Here is a 17,583-nt window from a genome sequence, read left to right on the forward strand (position 1 = left end):
CTTATCTTGGGGGGACGTGCATGCGCGGTCTGAAGCAATGGGCGGCGCTGGCGCTGCTGAGCATGGTGGTGTGTGCCATCGCGGCGGCGTCTGTGATGGCGACGCCGGTGCAAAAAGTGGTGGTGTCCACCGATATCGGCGATGACATCGACGATGCGTTCGCGCTGGCACTGCTGTTGCGCAGTCCGGAATTGCAAGTGCTCGGCATCGCCTCGACCTGGGGCGACACCGGCTTGCGCGCGCAATTGTTGCAACGGCTGTTGCGGCAGGCTGGCCGCGGTGATATTCCGCTGGCGATCGGGCAACGCACCGCCAGTGCCGTTGCCTTCAGCCAGGCGCGTTGGGCCGCCAAGGGGACGCTGCCGCGCGATGCGCCGGATGCGGCGCAGTTCATCCTGGCGCAGGCGCGGCGCCATCCCGGCGAGGTCAGCTTGCTGGTGCTCGGGCCGTTGACCGATGCAGCGCGCGCGTTGCAGCGCGATCCGGCGGGTTTCGCCCAACTCAAGCAGGTGGTGTTGATGGGCGGCTCGGTGCGCGTCGGCTACGGGAAGTCGCGCTACCGCACGCCGAATCCGCCGGTTCCCGAATACAACATCGTCTCCGACATCGGGGCGGCGCAGCGCGTATTCGCTGCTGGTGTGCCGATCGTGATGCTGCCGCTGGATGCGACCCAGGTGACGCTGGAGGAGCCGGAGCGGATCGCGTTGTTCGCGCATGGCGAGCCGCTGACCGATGCGCTGACACAGCTTTACTACCAGTGGCGCGACACCGATCAGCCATGGTCCAGCGCCACACCGACGCTATTTGACGTGGTGCCGGTGGCGCAGTTGCTGGAGCCTGATCTGTGCCCGACCGTGCCGCGGCGCATCGTCATCGACGATCAGGGCAATACGCGCGAGATGCCGCTGACCAACGCAATGGCCGCCGCTGGCGGCACTAGCGGCACGGCCAACGTGCAGGTGTGTCTGGCGTTGGACCGATCGCGACTGATTGCGCTGTACATGCAGCGCATGCTGCACTGATCGCATTCGCCGCAGTAGTGCTGCGTGGAGATCCCCATTCGTTTCTGGAGTCCGTGATGCCGTCGTCCGCTTTGTCCGCCGTGTCCAATATCGATACCGTCGTGTTCGATCTTGGTGGTGTCCTGATCGATTGGAACCCGCGCTATCTGTACCGTCGTTTGTTCGCGCAGGAGGCGCAGATGGAGCATTTCCTGCGCGAGATTTGCAGCCCGCAGTGGAACGAGCGCCAGGATGCGGGCCGGCCGTGGCATGAGGCGGTCGCCGAACTCAGTGCGCTGCATCCGGCACATGCGCCCATGATTGCGGCCTACCACGCGCGCTGGCCTGAAATGCTGGGCGGCGCGCTGGAGGACACGGTGGCGGTGTTGGAAGAACTGCGTGGCTGCGATGTGCGCCTGTACGCGCTGACCAACTGGTCGCACGAGACCTTCCCGATCGCGCGCGAACGTTATCCGTTCCTTGACTGGTTCGAGGGCGTGCTGGTGTCGGGCGAGGAGCGGCTGGTGAAGCCGGATCCGGCGATTTTCGCGCTGCTGTGCGCGCGCTATGCGATCACGCCGTCGCGCGCGGTGTTCATCGACGACGCGCCGCGCAACGTACACGCCGCAGCCGGGATCGGGATGCAGGCGCTGCAGTTTCGCGATGCGGCCACCCTGCGTGCTGCACTGATCGCATTGGGCTTGCCGCTGCGCGCCCGCGACCCGATGGCATGAGCGGCACGCCTGCCGCGTCGATCCGGGAGGGGCGCTCGCCGATCCCAGGGCGCTGCTGATCCGTGCGCTTCGGTCTGTGCGGTGAGGTATGGAATTGGTGATATTAAATTGTCATATTTTTGGAATTAAATGCCGGGTTTTACTTGATCAGATTCTGATTTTCAGGGGCCTTGCAATGAAATCACTCCACCACCGGCAACGGGTATTCTTCGTTTGTGTGTTAGCTGCCAGTTGCCACGCCGCGCTTGCGGCGGATGTTCTCGGTGGCACTCCAGCAGTGCCTGCCTCACCGGATGCGACCACCACCAACGAGGTCGCTGGCAATACCGCCGCCGCTCCCGAGTCCGACACAACCAAGACCCTGTCCAGCGTTGTCGTGACCGGGGTACGCAAGGCCAACGCCGCCGCGATCGAGAGCAAGCGCGAGGCCACCAACATCACCGACGTGGTCAGTTCCACCGACGTGCGCGCGTTGCCGGATACCACCATCGTCGAAGCGCTGCGCCGTATTCCGGGCCTGTCCGTGCTGCCGGCGACCGACAACGAGCATCCACGCGACGAAGCCGCCACCCCGGTGCTGCGCGGTCTCGGTCCGTCCTACAACAACGTCACCATCGACGGTTTGACCGTGGCCTCCCCGGGCACGCCGAACGGAACGCTCGGTTCGATCACCCGTGGCGTGCGCCTGGATATTCTGCCGGCTTCGATGGTCAGCGAATTGCAGGTCATCAAGACCTTCACTCCCGACCTGGATCCCAATGCCACCGGCGGTGCGATCAACCTCAAGACCCGCAGTGCGTTCGAAAATGGCGGCAAGCCGTTCTTCACCGCCGAGGCGTCGCTGGGGCATGCCAACGACGTGGGCAAGCCGCGCGATCAGGACGATCCGGGATATCGCCTGCTTGCGACCGGTAGCCGCACCTTCGGCAGCGAAGGGCAGTACGGCCTGACCTTGTCGGGTAACTATCAGACCCTGAGCAGTTACACTGAAACCCATATGACCACCGATACGGTGCATTACGGGTTCTACGACAGCAATGGCGTGTTGCAGAGCGGCACCAATCTGGGCAACGGCTGGGCCGTGCCGCAGCAGGACAAGTACTGGTACGTGATGGACAAGCGCGACCGCTACGGCCTCACCGGTAAGTTCGAGGCGCACGTGAGCGAGTCGCTGCAGGCCTATGCGCTGGCCGGCTATTACTATTTCCGCGACAACATGGAGCGCAACGAGGTCATCATCGACCCGCGCAACCGCAGCAATGTGTACAACCAGACCGCCACGTCGGGTACGTATCCGGCCGGTGACGTGGAGGTCGGTTACTCCAATCAGATCACCACCACCCGCACCAAGCTCGGTCAGACCGGTTTCGAATGGCGTCCGGACGACCGACAGGTACTGTCGGCGCGCGGCTCCTGGTCCGATGCGACCTATGAAGAGCCGATGCGCATGATCAAGTATGTTACCGGTGCTTCGCGCCCGGCGGCGGTGCCCACCGGGCAGACTGGCCCTGGCGTGACGGTGGTGCCGAATGCGGCCTATGGCTTCAACTACGACACGTCGGGCTTGAATCAACGTTTCCCGATCGCGCCGCAGGCGTACTACAACTACGACAACTACAGCCTGCTGTATTGGCGTCCGGACTACCAACGCAGTGCGCGCGACAAAGTGCTCACCGGGCGCTTGGACTATGCCTTCAATCGCGGCGAGATGGATCGTGGGCTCGGTTTCGGCACCGGCCTGAGTTACACCCGCGACGAGCCCGGCTTCAACATCTATCGCGTGGAATACCAGCCCAATCGCAGTGCCCCGGCGTTGAACATCGCCGACGTGCTGGCGCCGTCCAACGCGCCGATGCGTTACTTGAACATGAACCTGATCGCGATCGATCCGGCCAAGGCCAACAATATTTTGAATTCGGTGCCGCTGAGCGCGTTCAACAGCACCGACCAGAGCGCTTTCAGCAACCAGGATAATTTCAGCCACAGCGAAAAGATTTTCGGCACCTACGGCTTGGTCAGTTATCGCGCCGACGCGTTCGACGTGGAGGCCGGCCTGCATTACGACCATACCGACCAGTCCACGGTCGGCCGCCAACGCCAATTGGATGCTGCCAGCGGCAAGTATGTGTACGTGGATGCGCCGACGCATTCGCATTACGGCAATCTGTTGCCGTCGGCGATCATGACCTACCATCTCAACGATCGCCTCGACCTGCGTGCCGGCGCCAGCCGCACGCTTGGCCGCCCGCCTTACGACGCTTACGCCGCGCGCACCTCGATCGGCTTCGTCAATAGCAACGACATGGGCAATCCCAACGCCCAGGGCGTCACCGTGACCATCGGTAACCCCGATATCAAACCGCGCATTTCGACCAATCTGGACCTGTCGCTGGAATGGCGTCTGCCCGACGACTACGACGGCATGCTCGCCGCCGCCGTGTTCGACAAGCGCATCCAGGACGAGATTTTTACCCTCTCGCGTGTCGACCAGTTCACCTTCAACGGCACCACGTATTCGAATGTGTTGATCAGCACGCCGGCCAACGCGTCCAAGGCACATGTGCGCGGCCTGGAACTGAGCGCGGTGTTGAACACCTTGTTGCCGGGCGTCCCGGCATTGTCCGGCCTGGGCGCCAGCGCCAACCTGGCGTTGCTCGACGGCGGCATGGACGTGCCGTTCAGCACCGGCACCGCGCCGAACATCGTGCAGAGCAAGCGCTCGGTCGATAACATGGTCGGCCAGCCCGACTACACCGCCAACGCCTCGCTGTTCTATACCGTCGGCGGCTTGGAATTGCGCGCGGCCTACAACCGTCAGGGCAAAGCGCTGCGCTCGATCGTCAGCAACATTCCCTGGCAGGATTTGTACTGGGCGCCGCGTTCGCAGTTGGACCTGTCGGCCACGTGGGCGGTCAGCAAGCAACTCAGCGTGGTGGGTCAGGTCAGCAACGTCACCCACAGCCGCCTCACCAGTTTCACCGGTCCAGGCGAGAACCTGCTGAAGGACAGCTATTCGATGCCGACCACGTATTGGATCGGTCTGCGCTTTACCCCATCGCTCTGATGAGTGTCGGAGATTTTTAATGAACGTGCGTATTTTTCGTGGTGGCCTGGTGGCCGGCCTGCTGACCTTCGCCGTCCCGGCCGTGGCGGCCGGTATCGCCCCGATCCAGGCACGCCTGGCCAATCCGGAAGGCGGTATCTTCGTCGTTGCCCATCGTGGTTGCCATAACCCCGCGCCCGAGCATGGCTTCGCCGGGCATGCGCCGGAGAACTCGCTGCTCGGTCTGGAGCGCTGTGTGGCGGTGGGCGTGGACATGCTCGAAACCGATATCCGTCGCGCTGCCGATGGCACCTTGGTGATGTTCCACGACGCCACGGTGGATCGGACCACCAACGGCAGCGGCAAGGTCGCCGAGATGACCTGGGCGCAACTGTCACAGTTACGCTTGCGCGACGACGAGGGCGGCGCCGATGCCGCGCTCACCGATCAGCATCCGGTGACCCTGGAGCAGATGCTGGCTGCGGCCAAAGGCCGGATCATGCTCAATCTCGACGTCAAAGCGCCGATCTATGCCGAGGTCGCCGACGCGGTGCGGCGCGCTGGCATGCAGCGCGAGGTAGTCCTCAAGACCGAGGTCGGCGTGCATAGCCAGCCGTTGGCGTCGCTGCCGCCGTTCGACCAAGTGAACTTCACCCCGGTGCTGCTCAACCCCCCAGGCACCGACGATCTGCTGCGGACCATGCGCATCCAGATCGGGGGCAAGGTGCGGCCTGTGGCGATTGAACTGCCGCGCATGTCGCTCGCGCAATTGGCGCCGCTGGTGGCGCTGGCCAATCAACAGCGCATGCGGCTGCTGGTCAACACATTATGGGAAGGGTTTGTCACTGGTGTCGGCGGCGATGCCGAGGCGTTACGCGATCCCGATGCCGTCTGGGGACGGCTGTACCACGCCGGTGTTGGTGCGCTGCAGACCGACGAGCCGGAGGCCCTGCTGCGTTACCGTGCTTCGCTCAAACCACACTGAGTATTCGCGATATTGACCGCCGCGGGGTATTCCGCGGCGGTGCTTCCAGCGCTTCGAGCCTGTCAAAAGTTTCCCTGCGAACTATGCGCATTCGTGGATGACAAAGCGCTATCCGAGCAACATAAGCCGCGCGCAATTGGCGATCATCCAACCATTGCTGGAGAGCGCTCGCCGGCAGACCAGACTCCACAATGAGTGGACCTGTAAGAGGTGTTCTGCGGTGTGTTGTATCTGCTCAAGAGCGGCTGCCAGTGGCGCATGCTGCCCGAGGAGTTCCCGCAGTGGCGCGCGGTGCATTCGTACTTTGCCATCTGGAGCGAGTCGCGTGAGGGGGGGCAGCCTGCTGGAGTAGGCTTAAAAAATCAGGTTGGCGAGGCCCGAAAGAAATAAGGGAGCAACGCATCAAGTACGTTCTTGATCGTGGACGTGCAGATGGACGCGCAGAGCGTGAAGAGCGGGGGCACGGCGGGGCTCAAAGGCTTATGACGCGGGCAAGAAGGTGTCGGAGATCAAGCGGCATATTGCGGTGGATACGTAAGGACTGCCACATGTGGTGGCAGTGACGACGGACGAAGTGACCGATCGCAAATGTGCGCCGGAAGCGCTCCAGCGCGGCAAGTCAGGTTGAAGCGGACAAAGCCCTGCTATGCGACAGTGGCTACACCGCAGAGCCGTTCGCCGAAGGCGTACGCGCAGTGCTTGGCGAAAAAGTCAAGGTGCAGATCGTCAAGCGCAGTGAGCTGCACAACTTCAAGGTCATGCCCAAGCGTTGGATCGTCGAACGCAGTTTTGCCTGGCTGGAGAAGAGCCGAAGGTCGTGGAAGAACTGCGAGCGCAAGCGCAATACCAGTCTACAGTTCATCCACCGGGGATTCCTGGTGGCATTGCTTAGGAGACTTTGAACACGTCCTAAGGGACTGATGAATTTTTCAGGGACGACGACATTCAACGTGGTGAAGCCGCGCCTGCAGTCCTGTTTCGATTTCCATCGGCTAGTCTGACACAGCGGATGGTGGCGATGCGATGCAGTAACGCTCACCCGTGACAGGCGTCGCCTGACATCGATTGCGATTGCATGCCGTTCGGTTCGTCATCTCTACCGTTGCAGTAGCACCGAATTGCACATCCGATCACGGTTGTCATGCGCTTTCGGCGTCATGCGGGAGTCAAGTTTGAAAGGCTCGCGACCGATATTAAGTCTACATACAGATCGGCATTGCCAACAGGATCGCTATGAATCCCGTTCACTTCCTGCGTCTTCGCGTCGCCAATTTGCCGATGGCGCGCAAGTTCGTGGTGTTATGCACGCTGCTGGCAATCGGCGTGATCCTGCTGGCGGTCGCTGCCGCGCGCCTGCAATACCTGGATCTGGTGGAAGCGCGCAAGCAGACTGTCAAGACGGAGGTCGACATGGGCATGAGCGTCATCGCGCACTATGCCGACAAGGCCAAGCGCGGCGAACTGACCGAGGCGCAGGCGCAGACTGCGGCCAAGAACACGCTTGCCGATATCAAGACCAATGGCGGGGTGGACTACTTCTTCATCGTCGACCCGCAGATGCACATCGTCATGCATCCCAAACGCAAGGTCGGCACCGACATGAGCGGCTACAAGAGCGATGCCGGCGAATACGTGTACCGCGACATCCAGGCCGCGGTGCGCAGTGGCGACGGTTTCAGCCACTACACCGGCCCCAAGCCCGGAAAGAAAGAGCAATTGTCGAAGATCAGCTACGCCGAGCTCTACCCGCAGTGGAACTGGATATTGGTGATGGGCGTGTACGCCGAGGATATCCAGTTCGAGGCGCTGGGTTTCACCAAGATCCTCACCATCATCGGCGCTGTGCTGGTGGTGCTGATGGTGGGACTGTGCTGGCTGATCGCCAGCGCCATCATCACCCCGTTGCGCGCGGCAACGCGCACCGCCGAGGCCATTGCTTCTGGCCGTTTCGACAACGCCATCAAGGTGGAGTCGCACGACGAGACCGGGCAGCTGATGACCAGCATGCAGCAGATGCAGATCCAGTTGCAGCGCTTCAACGGCGAGATGCAGACCCTGGTGCAGCTACAGCAGGGGGAGGACATCGGTCACCGTATGCCGGAGGATTTCCCAGGTGACTACGGCACCCTGGCGCGGGGCATCAATACCGCGTTGTTCGAGCACCTGGATGCGATCATCGAGGCGATGGCGATCATGGGCGAGTACGGCCGCGGCGACTTGCGCCGCGACATGCGCCGCCTACCTGGCCAGCGTGCCGCGCTGAACGAGGCGCTGGATGCGGTAAAGGCCAACCTGTCGGCGATCAACGGCGACATCGCGCGCCTGGCCGATGCGGCCGCGCACGGGGATTTCTCCGCGCGCGGTGAAGAAGGGCGCTACCAGTTCGCGTTCAAGGAAATGGTGGGAGCGCTGAACCGGCTGATGCAGCAGGCCGAGAGCGGCCTGGCCGACGTGGGCCGGATCATGGGCGCGATTGCCGACGGCGACCTGTCGCAGCGGGTGGATGCACGCTACGAGGGCGCTTTCGGTCAGCTGGCCGAGGCCGCCAACCGCACCGTCGCGCAGCTGACCACCATCGTACAAGGCATCCAGCGCTCGGCCGAGTCGATCAACACCGCGGCCGGCGAGATTACCAGCGGCAACAGCGATCTGTCGGTGCGCACCGAACAGCAGGCAGCGAGCCTGGAAGAAACCACCGCGTCGATGAAAGAGCTGACCTCCACGGTCAAGCAGAACGCCGACAACGCGCGCCAGGCCAACCAGCTGGTGCTGGGTGCCGGCGAAGTGGCCGAGAGCGGCGGCCGCGTGGTCGAGGACGTGGTCACCACGATGGCCTCGATCAGCGCCGCTTCCTCGCGCATCGCAGACATCATCGGGGTCATCGACGGCATCGCGTTCCAGACCAACATCCTGGCGCTCAATGCCGCGGTGGAAGCGGCGCGTGCCGGCGAGCAGGGCCGCGGCTTCGCGGTGGTGGCCTCGGAAGTGCGCTCGTTGGCGCAGCGTTCGGCCGCTGCGGCCAAGGAGATCAAGACTCTGATCTCTGACTCGGTGCAGGAAGTGGAGCAGGGCTCGACCCTGGTCGCGCGCGCCGGCAACACCATGGCCGAGGTGGTGACATCGGTGAAGCGGGTCACCGATATCATGGCGGAGATTTCCGGGGCCAGCGCCGAACAGAGTTCGGGCATCGAGCAGGTCAGCAAGACGGTGATGCAGCTGGACGAGAGCACGCAGCAGAACGCAGCACTGGTGGAGGAAGCCACCGCAGCGGCGAAGAGCCTGGAAGACCAAGCCTTGGACCTGACCCGTGCGGTGGCGGTGTTCCGCCTCGCCGGTGGCGCGCAGCCGCTCGCCACGGTCGTGCCGTATGCGTCGGTGCGCCCGATCGCCTCCGCGCGTGCGCCGCTCAAGAAAGCGCCTGCGTCAGTGGCGGTGCCGACCGTGCAGCCGGTGGCGCGCAGCAAGTCCGGTGCGTTGGCGGAAAGCTCGGACTGGGAAGAGTTCTGAGCCTGCTAAACGGCAGCTACGCAGTCACTGGCCGGCCACGAAGCCGATGTGGCAGCGTATCGGCGTCGTCGTTTCTGCACGGGCGATCGCTTGCGCTGCGGCATTGTCACCAGCACTCTTGACCTGACTCACTTGCTTGAGCAACTTCAACCTGACCAACCTCTCGTAGTCTTGGGTCTGATGTTGCGACTGCGGCAGTTCATGCGCAGCCTGCGTGTGGTCCCTGTGCAGGAGCCGTTGGTGTGCTTCGAGACGCCGGCCGGGCAGCAGATGCAGTGCGACTGGGGCGTGTTTTGGCGCGGCAAATACATATTGTCCGCGTTTGTGGCGATGCAGGGTTGTCTCGGGCCAGCGACGTGGAATGCGTCACCGACGAGAAGCTGGAGACGCTGGTGGCCTGTCACGAGCACGCCGTTGAGTTCTTCGGTGGTGTGTCGTGGAAAGGGTCGTACGACAAAACGTTCCTGTTTTCCAGGTCCTCGCCAAACGCTATGAAAAAGACGCGTTGTTGCTGACCAGCAAACTTGCCGTTTGGACAGTGGGACCAGGCGTTTGCGGGCGACACCACCAAGGTGGGTCAGGCTGAAGTTGCGGTTGACATGATGCGAAGCAGCGGCATGGCCGCGCAGGGTTGGCTGGCGTGTGTTGCCTGCCAGCAGAGGGGAGGGGATCAGTCGGGGAGGTGTTGCAGCACGTAATCCGCGGCTGAGACCTTGAACTCGCCCGGTGCCTCGACGAACAGTGAGCGCACCACGCCGTTTTCGGCATATAAGGCGAAGCGGCGCGCACGCAGGCCCATACCGTAGTGGCTGGCGTCCAATTCCAGGCCCAGCGCCTTAGTGAAGTCGCCATTGCCATCTGACAGCATCTGCAGCCCGTCCGGGACCAATTGGCTCTTGCCCCATGCCTGCATCACGAACGGATCGTTGACCGCCATGCAGTAGACCTCGATGCCGCGTTTGCGGAACTCTTCGAAATGCTCCACATAGCCGGGTAGATGCTTTTCCGAACAGGTTGGAGTGAACGCACCGGGGACGGCGAACAACAGCGCGCGGCGTCCATCGAAGAGTGTGTGGGTATCGACCTGTTCGACGCCGTCGCGGATGCGCTGCATCACTGCGTCGGGAATGCGTTCTCCTGCTTGGATCGGCATAGCGGTCTCCTTAAAGATGAACCAATTCTAGAAACGCAGATGGCAAGGTGACGTCAACGGCTTGAAAAACCACGATGCACGCTTATCTGACGTGCATGGGCGGCGGGCCTGTCCCGCCTCCCCGAACGGCCCCCTTGGGGTGTTCCTCATTCACGTTTCAGGAGACCACGATGAGCATTGTCCGTTATCGCCAGTGGCCGGCCCAGGCCGCATTCCAGAACGAGATCAAGCAGGTGTTCGACCGTTTCTTCGATCCCAATGGCGGTACCGATGAATCGGCCGTCGTCACCGCGCAGTGGGTGCCGCGCGTGGACATCAAGGAGGAGCCGGAGCGCTTCGTGTTGTACGCCGATCTGCCGGGTATGGACCCGTCGGAGATCGAGGTGTCGATGGACAAGGGCATCCTCTCCATCAAGGGCGAGCGCAAGAGCGAATCGGCTGCCGACAGCGAGCATTTCTCGCGGATCGAACGCCGCTATGGCAGCTTCCACCGTCGCTTCGCACTGCCGGATAGTGCCGATCCCGACGGCATTTCTGCCAGCGGCTACCATGGCGTGCTGGAAGTGCGGATTCCCAAGCGTCCGGCGAGTACGCCGCGCCGTATCCAGGTCGATACCGGGGCCACGATCATGCAGTAAGCGCATGTGCACGTCGGCGTCGCCATGGCGGCGTCGCGTTGCCGCGCTCGGCCAGTAGAATGGTCGGGCGATGGCGCAGCGTATGCAACCGGCCCGTTGCCGCAAGGCGGCGGGCCGACTCTTTTTGAGGTGATAGATGCAATTCAAGGATTACTACGCGACTTTGGGCGTCGAGCCCAGCGCGGGCGATGCCGAGATCAAGACCGCGTACCGGCGGCTGGCGCGCAAATATCATCCCGATGTCAGCAAGGAGCCCGGAGCGGAGGAAAAGTTCAAGGCGGTCAACGAAGCCTTCGAAGCCTTGCGCGATCCACCCAAGCGCGCCGCCTACGACCAATTGCGCGCGCAGGGCTATCGGCCGGGCCAGGAGTTCCATGCGCCACCTCATTACGGCGGAGGCGCCGGCTTCGATGTCGAGGAAGTGTTCGGCAATGGTGGAGCAGCCGGCGGTTTCAGCGACTTCTTCGAGAGCCTGTTCGCCCGCCAGCAGCGCGCGCGCCAGGGTGGCGGCGTCGGTCAGGGTCCGGGCGCACCGCGTGGCGATACCCGTGCCAAATTGGCGGTGCCGCTGGAGGCCGTCCATGCCGGCGACAGCGTGCGTATTACCATCAACGGCAAGCAATTGGACGTGCGTGTGCCGAAGGGCGTGCGTCCCGGTCAGGTGATTCGCTTGAGCGGGCAGGGTAGCGGCGGCAGCAATCTGTTGCTGGAGATCGAGTATGCAGCGCACCCGCAGTTCGAGGTGGATGGGCGCAATATCCTGTACACCTTGCAGGTGACGCCGTGGCAGGCGGCGTTGGGCACCAGCATCAGCGTCCCGACGCTCGGCGGTGCGGTGGAGTTGAAAATCCCGCCCGACTCGGATGCAGGCCGCAAGCTGCGCCTGCGCGGCCGCGGTCTACCTGGGACACCGCCGGGCGACCAGATCGTCGAATTGGAGGTGTCGGCGCCGGCTCCGGAAACCGAAGCGCAGCGCAAGGCCTATCGGGCGTTGGCTAAGGCGTTTGGCGAGAAGGCGTAGAGCTGGCACTCGCGATTCGGTTGTCTGTGGGCCTGCATGCATGATGCGTACGAGTGTAGGTTTTCAACGAACGCGCGACCCGCGCGTTTTACCTGTTGCATGCGGCTACGCTGTCGTTGCAAGAAAAGAGAGTTGGGTAACGGCATGCAGCGCACTGCTGTTTTTCTTCAAAACGCAGGTGTCGAAATTTTTGCCAAATCGTGTGATAGCGCTGCTGTCCCCTGGTAACGTACCCCGCGTATGCGCTCAGCGCTGGATTGCATCCTCACCGTTGAAGACCTGTTCGATCGCCTCATGCAGTTCTTGCTCGGAGAACGGCTTGGTGATGTAGCCGCGCGCACCCTGGCGCATCCCCCACAGGCGGTCGGTGTCCTGGTCCTTGGTGGTGACCAGGATGACCGGGATGTTCTGCGTGGTCGGCTCGCGGCTTAGCATGCGGGTGGCCTGGAAGCCGTTGAGGTTGGGCATCACCACGTCCATCAACACCAGGTCCGGCAGTGTCGCCTTGGCCACTTCCACCCCGGCGGCGCCGTCATGGGCGGTGATCGTCTCGTGGCCCAATTTTTCGACGATGCGCTGAATGCCTAACAACTGCGACGGCGAGTCGTCGACGATCAAAACACGTGCCATGTTTCTCCCCCTTGGAGGATCCGAGTGTAGTGGCGGCGGCACGAATGCGGAAAGCCTTTTCCGTCACAAACCTGCGCTCACGCCGTTGGGTCCAGACGCACCACGGTGCGCCCGAATGACTGGCCGGCGAGCATCGTCGCGAAGACTTCCGGCAGCTCGGTCAGCTCCACCTCGCGGGTGCAGATGGCATCCAGATGGCGCGGCTTCCAGTCGCTGCCCAGCTGCTGCCAGATGCGCTCGCGCAGGTCGCGAGCGGTACCGGCCGAGCCGATGCCAAGTAGCGAGACGCCACGCAGGATGAAGGGCATCACCGTCATGTTCAGCTCCGCGGTCGCCGCCAAGCCGGCACAGGCGACATTGCCGTAGGGTGCGGTTTGCGCCAGTAGGCTGGTCAGCATCGCCCCGCCGACGTTATCCAGGCCGCCACCGAAGCGTGCCGATTCCAGCGGGCGTGTGGTCTGCAGGACATCGCGGTCGAGGACCTGGGTGGCGCCGAGGGCTTTCAGCGCATCGGCGCGCTCGGGTTTGCCGCTGACCGCGTGCACCTCGAAGCCGGCGCGGCTGAAGATGTCGATCGCCAGCGAGCCGACCCCGCCGCTGGCGCCGGTCACGCACAGCGGGCCGTGCGCCGGGGTCTGCCGGTTGTCGAGCAGGCGCAGCAGCGCCAGCGCCGCGGTGAAGCCCGCGGTGCCCAGCACCATGCTTTCGCGCAGGCTCAGTCCGGCCGGCAGCGGCACCACCCACTTGGACTCCAGGCGTGCGTATTCGCTGTAGCCGCCGTCGCGGGTCTCGCTGAGGCCACAGCCGGTGACCAACACCGCATCGCCTTCTTTGAACGCCGGGTCGTCGGAAGCAACCACGTACCCGGCCACGTCGATTCCCCCGACCAGCGGAAAGCGTCGCAGAATTTTGCCTTGGCCAGTGCCGGCGAGCGCGTCCTTGAAGTTCACCGAGGACCAGGCGGCACGGATCACGACGTCGCCGGAGTTGAGCTGGTCCAGCGCGAGCGATGCGATGCCGGCGCGGTGGCCGGTGGCGTCCTGGTGGATGTGGAAGGCAGAGAACTTGGCGGGAATGGGCATGGAGCACCTCGGTTGGTCTGTCTGCATGAATGCACCAAAATACCTTTTGGTAATGTCGGTTCTGCCGCATCTTGTAGAATCAGCGACTGACAACCGGTGACCGGCGCGGACCGACCCGCCGGCACCTTTCCTTCTTGGAGTATGCATGGCCTGGAATACACCTGGCGGCAACGGCGGAGACGGCCCGGACAATGGTGGGCGCGGTCCCTGGACGCCGCGTGGCGGCAATGGGGGGCGTAAGTGGGGTGGGTTGCCCGGTCCGTTGAAGGAGTTATTCGGCGACGGCGGCGGCATCGGCCGTTGGGTGCTGGGGGTGGCGGCGGTGGCGCTGTTGTTCAGCAGCTTCCAGTTGATTGGTGAGCAGCAGCGCGGGGTGGTGCTGCGCTTCGGTCAGTTCTCGCGGATTTTGTTGCCGGGCCCCAACTTCAAGCTACCCTGGCCGATCGAGACGGTGCGCAAGGTCGATGCGACCCGGATCAAGACCTTCGACAGCCAGTTGCCGGTGCTCACCGGTGACGAGAACATCGTCAATGTGTCGCTCAATGTGCAGTATCGGGTCGAGGATCCGCGCACCTACGTGTTCGGTACGCGCGATGCCGACCAGGTGTTGCAGCAGGCCGCGCAGAGCGCAGTACGCGAGCAGGTTGGACACTCAGATCTCAATACGGTGCTGAACAATCGTGGGCCGATGGCCGTCGCCGCCCGTGATCGCCTGCAGGTGGCGCTGAAGGCCTACCATACCGGCCTGATCGTGACCGGCCTGACTCTGCCCGATGCGCGTCCGCCGGAAGCGGTGAAGTCTGCCTTCGACGAGGTCAACGGCGCTCAGCAGGTGAAGGAGCGGCTCATCAACGAAGCCCAGGCCTATGCCGCCAAGGTGGTGCCGGAGGCGCGCGGCCAGGCGGCACGCACCCGTACCGTGGCCGAAGGCGATAAGGATGCGGCGATTGCCCGCGCGCAGGGCGATGCCGATCGCTTCACCCTGCTGCAGCAGCAGTATCAGAATGCTCCGGAGGTCACCCGCAAGCGGCTGTGGCTGGAGACCCTGCAGCAGGTGCTGGCGGAGAGCCGCAAGGTCATCGGCGGCGAAGCTCGCCCGATGATCTACCTGCCGATGCCGGCCGAAGGCGGCAAAGCGGCATCGGCCACGGCGCCGACACAGCCGACGACGTTACCGCAAGAGTTCTTGATGCCGGCGTTGAACAGTCGTTCGGCAGAGAGTGTCCGCGACCCGGAGCGCACGCCGCGTCCGACTGGGCGTGAGGATGAGGAGATGCAGCGATGAAAATCTCAGTGTGGGCGGGCGTCGCCGTGATCGCGCTGTTCAGCGCGGTGTTCGTGGTGCCCGAGGACAAGAGCGCGATGGTGCTGAACCTGGGCCGGGTGGTTCGCTCCGACCTCCAGCCGGGACTGCACTTCAAAGTCCCGCTGGTGGAATCGGTGCGCATGTTCGATCGCCGCTTCCAGGTGCTGGACACCACGCCGGCGCGCTACTTCACTGCCGAGCAGAAGGATGTCAGCGTCAGTTTCTTCGCCATCGGCTATATCTCCGACGTGCGTGCGTTCTACCGCGCCACCACCGGCGGCGACGAGAAGGTCGCCAATACCTTGCTGGCGCCGATCATCACCGATTCGCTGCGCAATCAGATCAACTCGCGCACCTTGCAGCAACTGGTGTCGGGCGATCGCAGCGAACTGATCGCCAAACAACTGGTGGCGATCAACGCGGCCAGTAAAACGCTGGGGATGCAGATCGTCGACTTGCGTATCAAGCAGATCGATCTGCCGACCGATAGCCGTGTCATCAACGATGTCTACGAGCGCATGCGTGCGCAGCGCAAGCAGGAGGCCGCGAAGTTGCGCGCCGAAGGCGAAGAACAGGCGTTGACCATTCGCGCTCAGGCCGACCGTGAAAGCACTGTGCTGGTTGCTGAAGCCGAACGCGACGCGCAGAAACTGCGTGGCGAGGGCGATGCCCAGGCCGCCAGCCTTTATGGCAAGGCCGGTGCGGCTGATCCAGCGTTCTATGCTTTTTACCGCAGCCTGGAGGCTTACCGTGGTGCCATGGCCGACGGCAATGGCGTCATTGTGTTGGACAAGAACGATCCGTTCTTGCAGTACCTCAAGAGCGATCGCTGAGCGTCGCCATCCGGATCCGGTCCGGCCAGCGCAAGCGCGGATTCGGCGTTTCGATCGCGTGCAGCGTTGCTGCTGAACGTTCTGGGCGAGGGGCTGGTGAGCGTCATCCAAAACCCGGATAATGCACAAAAGCCGGCCGGGCTCGCTCCATGATGAGCGCCTGGACCGGCTTTTTCCGTGTGTGGGTCAGCCGTTGCCGGATCGCTCCCCGATGGAGCGGTCGCGCCGGTCGCGGTCGGTGCCTCGTGCGGCCACTACATTCGCGCGGCCCCGATGGCCGTGCAGCAAACCAGGAGTTACCCAGCCATGGGTCAGTCAGTTGTCGTGCTCGGCGCCCAGTGGGGCGATGAAGGCAAAGGCAAGATCGTCGATCTGCTCACCGAGGAAATCGGTGCCGTCGTCCGTTTCCAGGGTGGCCACAATGCCGGCCATACCCTCGTCATCAACGGCAAGAAGACCGTCCTGCACCTGATTCCATCCGGCATCCTGCGCGAAGACGCGCTGTGCCTGATCGGCAACGGCGTGGTGATTTCCCCGGCTGCGTTGCGCAAGGAGATCGAAGAGCTGGAGACTTCTGGAGTGGAAGTGCGGTCGCGGCTGAAAATCTCCCCGGCCGCACCGCTGATCATGCCTTATCACATCGCTTTGGATCAGGCCCGCGAGAAGGCCGCCGGTGGCAAGGCCATCGGCACCACCGGCCGTGGTATCGGGCCGGCCTACGAGGACAAGGTGGCGCGTCGCGGCATTCGCATTGCCGACCTGCATTACACGCCGCAACTGGAGGAGTTGCTGCGCACCGCGCTGGATTACCACAACTTCGTGTTGACCAAGTACCTGGGCGTGGAGGCGGTCGATTTCCAGAAGACCTTCGACGAAGCCTTGGCCTTTGGCGAGTACGTGCAGCCGATGAAATCCGACGTCGCCGGCATCCTTCACGACCTGCGCAAGCAGGGCAAGCGCGTCTTGTTCGAGGGTGCGCAGGGCGCGTTGCTCGACATCGACCACGGCACCTACCCCTACGTCACCAGTTCCAACACCACCGTCGGCGGTGCGCTGGCCGGCACCGGCGTGGGGGCGCAGGACATCGACTACGTGTTGGGTATCGCCAAGGCCTACGCCACGCGCGTCGGCGGTGGCCCATTTCCGACCGAACTGGACGACGCGATTGGCCAGGGGATTCGCGACCGCGGTGCCGAGTACGGTGCTTCCACCGGCCGTCCGCGCCGGTGTGGCTGGATGGACATCGTCGCGCTCAAGCGTGCCGTGGCCATCAACGGGATCTCCGGCCTGTGCATCACCAAGCTCGACGTGCTCGATGGCATGGAGAAGCTCAAGATCTGTATCGCCTACGAATACCACGGCAAGCGCAGCGAATATGCGCCGCTGGACGCCCAGGGCTGGGAAGAGTGCACACCGGTGTATCTGGAGTTTCCCGGCTGGAGCGAGAACACCCACGGCGTCACCGTGTGGGAGGATCTGCCACCTGCCGCCCGCGCCTATCTGCGTGCGCTGGAAGAACTGGCTGGCTGCCCGATTTCGATCGTCTCCACCGGCCCGGACCGCGACCACACGATGGTGTTGCAGGATCCGTTCGCCTGATCCGCGCTCGCGGATCGGTGCGACCCAACCCGCCCCGCCTCTGCGGGGCTG

14 protein-coding genes and 2 pseudogenes are annotated in these 17,583 nt (G+C 63.5%); 12 read left to right on the plus strand and 4 right to left on the minus strand.

Annotation, left to right across the window (positions count from 1 at the left end; translation table 11 throughout):
• Window positions 1-20: 20 nt before the first annotated feature.
• The 6 genes and pseudogenes from XaFJ1_RS02920 to XaFJ1_RS02945 all read left to right on the plus strand — a co-directional run bounded on the left by XaFJ1_RS02920 (window position 21) and on the right by XaFJ1_RS02945 (window position 9,270).
• The gene (locus XaFJ1_RS02920; protein ID WP_012915172.1) at window positions 21-1,022 is read left to right on the plus strand and encodes a nucleoside hydrolase; all 1,002 of its coding nucleotides are present in this window, start codon (window positions 21-23) and stop codon (window positions 1,020-1,022) included.
• A gap of 56 nt (window positions 1,023-1,078) precedes the next feature.
• Window positions 1,079-1,735 carry an HAD family hydrolase gene (locus XaFJ1_RS02925; RefSeq protein WP_012915173.1) on the plus strand — a complete coding sequence of 219 codons (657 nt, stop codon included), beginning with the start codon at window positions 1,079-1,081 and terminating at the stop codon, window positions 1,733-1,735.
• Between the two features lie 175 nt (window positions 1,736-1,910).
• On the plus strand, window positions 1,911-4,799 hold the full coding sequence (locus tag XaFJ1_RS02930; protein ID WP_012915174.1) for a TonB-dependent receptor: 2,889 nt from the start codon (window positions 1,911-1,913) through the stop codon (window positions 4,797-4,799).
• A 19-nt stretch (window positions 4,800-4,818) separates the two neighbouring features.
• On the plus strand, window positions 4,819-5,763 hold the full coding sequence (locus XaFJ1_RS02935) for a glycerophosphodiester phosphodiesterase family protein (RefSeq protein WP_012915175.1): 945 nt from the start codon (window positions 4,819-4,821) through the stop codon (window positions 5,761-5,763).
• Between the two features lie 97 nt (window positions 5,764-5,860).
• Window positions 5,861-6,665, plus strand: a pseudogene (locus XaFJ1_RS02940) (IS5 family transposase).
• A gap of 349 nt (window positions 6,666-7,014) precedes the next feature.
• A complete protein-coding gene (locus tag XaFJ1_RS02945; protein WP_187388433.1) occupies window positions 7,015-9,270 on the plus strand; it encodes a methyl-accepting chemotaxis protein in 2,256 nt (751 codons plus the stop codon).
• 24 nt (window positions 9,271-9,294) lie between these two features.
• Here XaFJ1_RS02945 and XaFJ1_RS16345 read toward each other — a convergent pair whose 3' ends face one another.
• Complete coding sequence (locus XaFJ1_RS16345) at window positions 9,295-9,420, minus strand: hypothetical protein (RefSeq protein ID WP_275402253.1); 126 nt, start codon at window positions 9,418-9,420, stop codon at window positions 9,295-9,297.
• A 319-nt stretch (window positions 9,421-9,739) separates the two neighbouring features.
• Between XaFJ1_RS16345 and XaFJ1_RS15840 the strand changes: the two are divergent.
• Window positions 9,740-9,839: pseudogene (locus XaFJ1_RS15840) on the plus strand (ATP-binding protein); the annotation flags it as partial.
• 101 nt (window positions 9,840-9,940) lie between these two features.
• On the opposite strand, the gene XaFJ1_RS02950 reads toward XaFJ1_RS15840, so the two are convergent.
• A complete protein-coding gene (locus tag XaFJ1_RS02950) occupies window positions 9,941-10,423 on the minus strand; it encodes a peroxiredoxin (RefSeq protein WP_012915178.1) in 483 nt (160 codons plus the stop codon).
• Between the two features lie 170 nt (window positions 10,424-10,593).
• On the opposite strand from XaFJ1_RS02950, the gene XaFJ1_RS02955 reads away from it, so the two are divergent.
• Both XaFJ1_RS02955 and XaFJ1_RS02960 read left to right on the plus strand, forming a co-directional pair.
• A complete protein-coding gene (locus XaFJ1_RS02955; protein WP_012915179.1) occupies window positions 10,594-11,061 on the plus strand; it encodes an Hsp20/alpha crystallin family protein in 468 nt (155 codons plus the stop codon).
• Window positions 11,062-11,197: 136 nt separating this feature from the next.
• Complete coding sequence (locus XaFJ1_RS02960) at window positions 11,198-12,082, plus strand: DnaJ C-terminal domain-containing protein (RefSeq protein WP_012915180.1); 885 nt, start codon at window positions 11,198-11,200, stop codon at window positions 12,080-12,082.
• Window positions 12,083-12,328: 246 nt separating this feature from the next.
• Here XaFJ1_RS02960 and pilH read toward each other — a convergent pair whose 3' ends face one another.
• Together pilH and XaFJ1_RS02970 are read right to left on the minus strand one after the other, a co-directional pair.
• Complete coding sequence (gene pilH, locus XaFJ1_RS02965) at window positions 12,329-12,712, minus strand: twitching motility response regulator PilH (protein WP_012915181.1); 384 nt, start codon at window positions 12,710-12,712, stop codon at window positions 12,329-12,331.
• Between the two features lie 77 nt (window positions 12,713-12,789).
• On the minus strand, window positions 12,790-13,794 hold the full coding sequence (locus tag XaFJ1_RS02970) for an acrylyl-CoA reductase family protein (RefSeq protein ID WP_045756720.1): 1,005 nt from the start codon (window positions 13,792-13,794) through the stop codon (window positions 12,790-12,792).
• A gap of 145 nt (window positions 13,795-13,939) precedes the next feature.
• Between XaFJ1_RS02970 and hflK the strand changes: the two genes are divergently transcribed.
• From hflK to XaFJ1_RS02985, 3 genes are all read left to right on the plus strand, one after another.
• Window positions 13,940-15,079, plus strand: coding sequence for an FtsH protease activity modulator HflK (gene hflK / locus XaFJ1_RS02975; protein WP_012915183.1), 1,140 nt, complete (start codon window positions 13,940-13,942; stop codon window positions 15,077-15,079).
• Window positions 15,076-15,933 (plus strand): protease modulator HflC, encoded by an 858-nt coding sequence (gene hflC, locus XaFJ1_RS02980; RefSeq protein ID WP_012915184.1) that lies wholly within the window; start codon window positions 15,076-15,078, stop codon window positions 15,931-15,933. Before hflK ends, hflC begins: the two co-directional genes overlap by 4 nt.
• Window positions 15,934-16,239: 306 nt before the next feature.
• The gene (locus XaFJ1_RS02985; RefSeq protein WP_012915185.1) at window positions 16,240-17,532 is read left to right on the plus strand and encodes an adenylosuccinate synthase; all 1,293 of its coding nucleotides are present in this window, start codon (window positions 16,240-16,242) and stop codon (window positions 17,530-17,532) included.
• Window positions 17,533-17,583 lie beyond the last annotated feature (51 nt).

It is taken from the genome of Xanthomonas albilineans (assembly GCF_009931595.1).
GTDB lineage: Bacteria > Pseudomonadota > Gammaproteobacteria > Xanthomonadales > Xanthomonadaceae > Xanthomonas_A > Xanthomonas_A albilineans.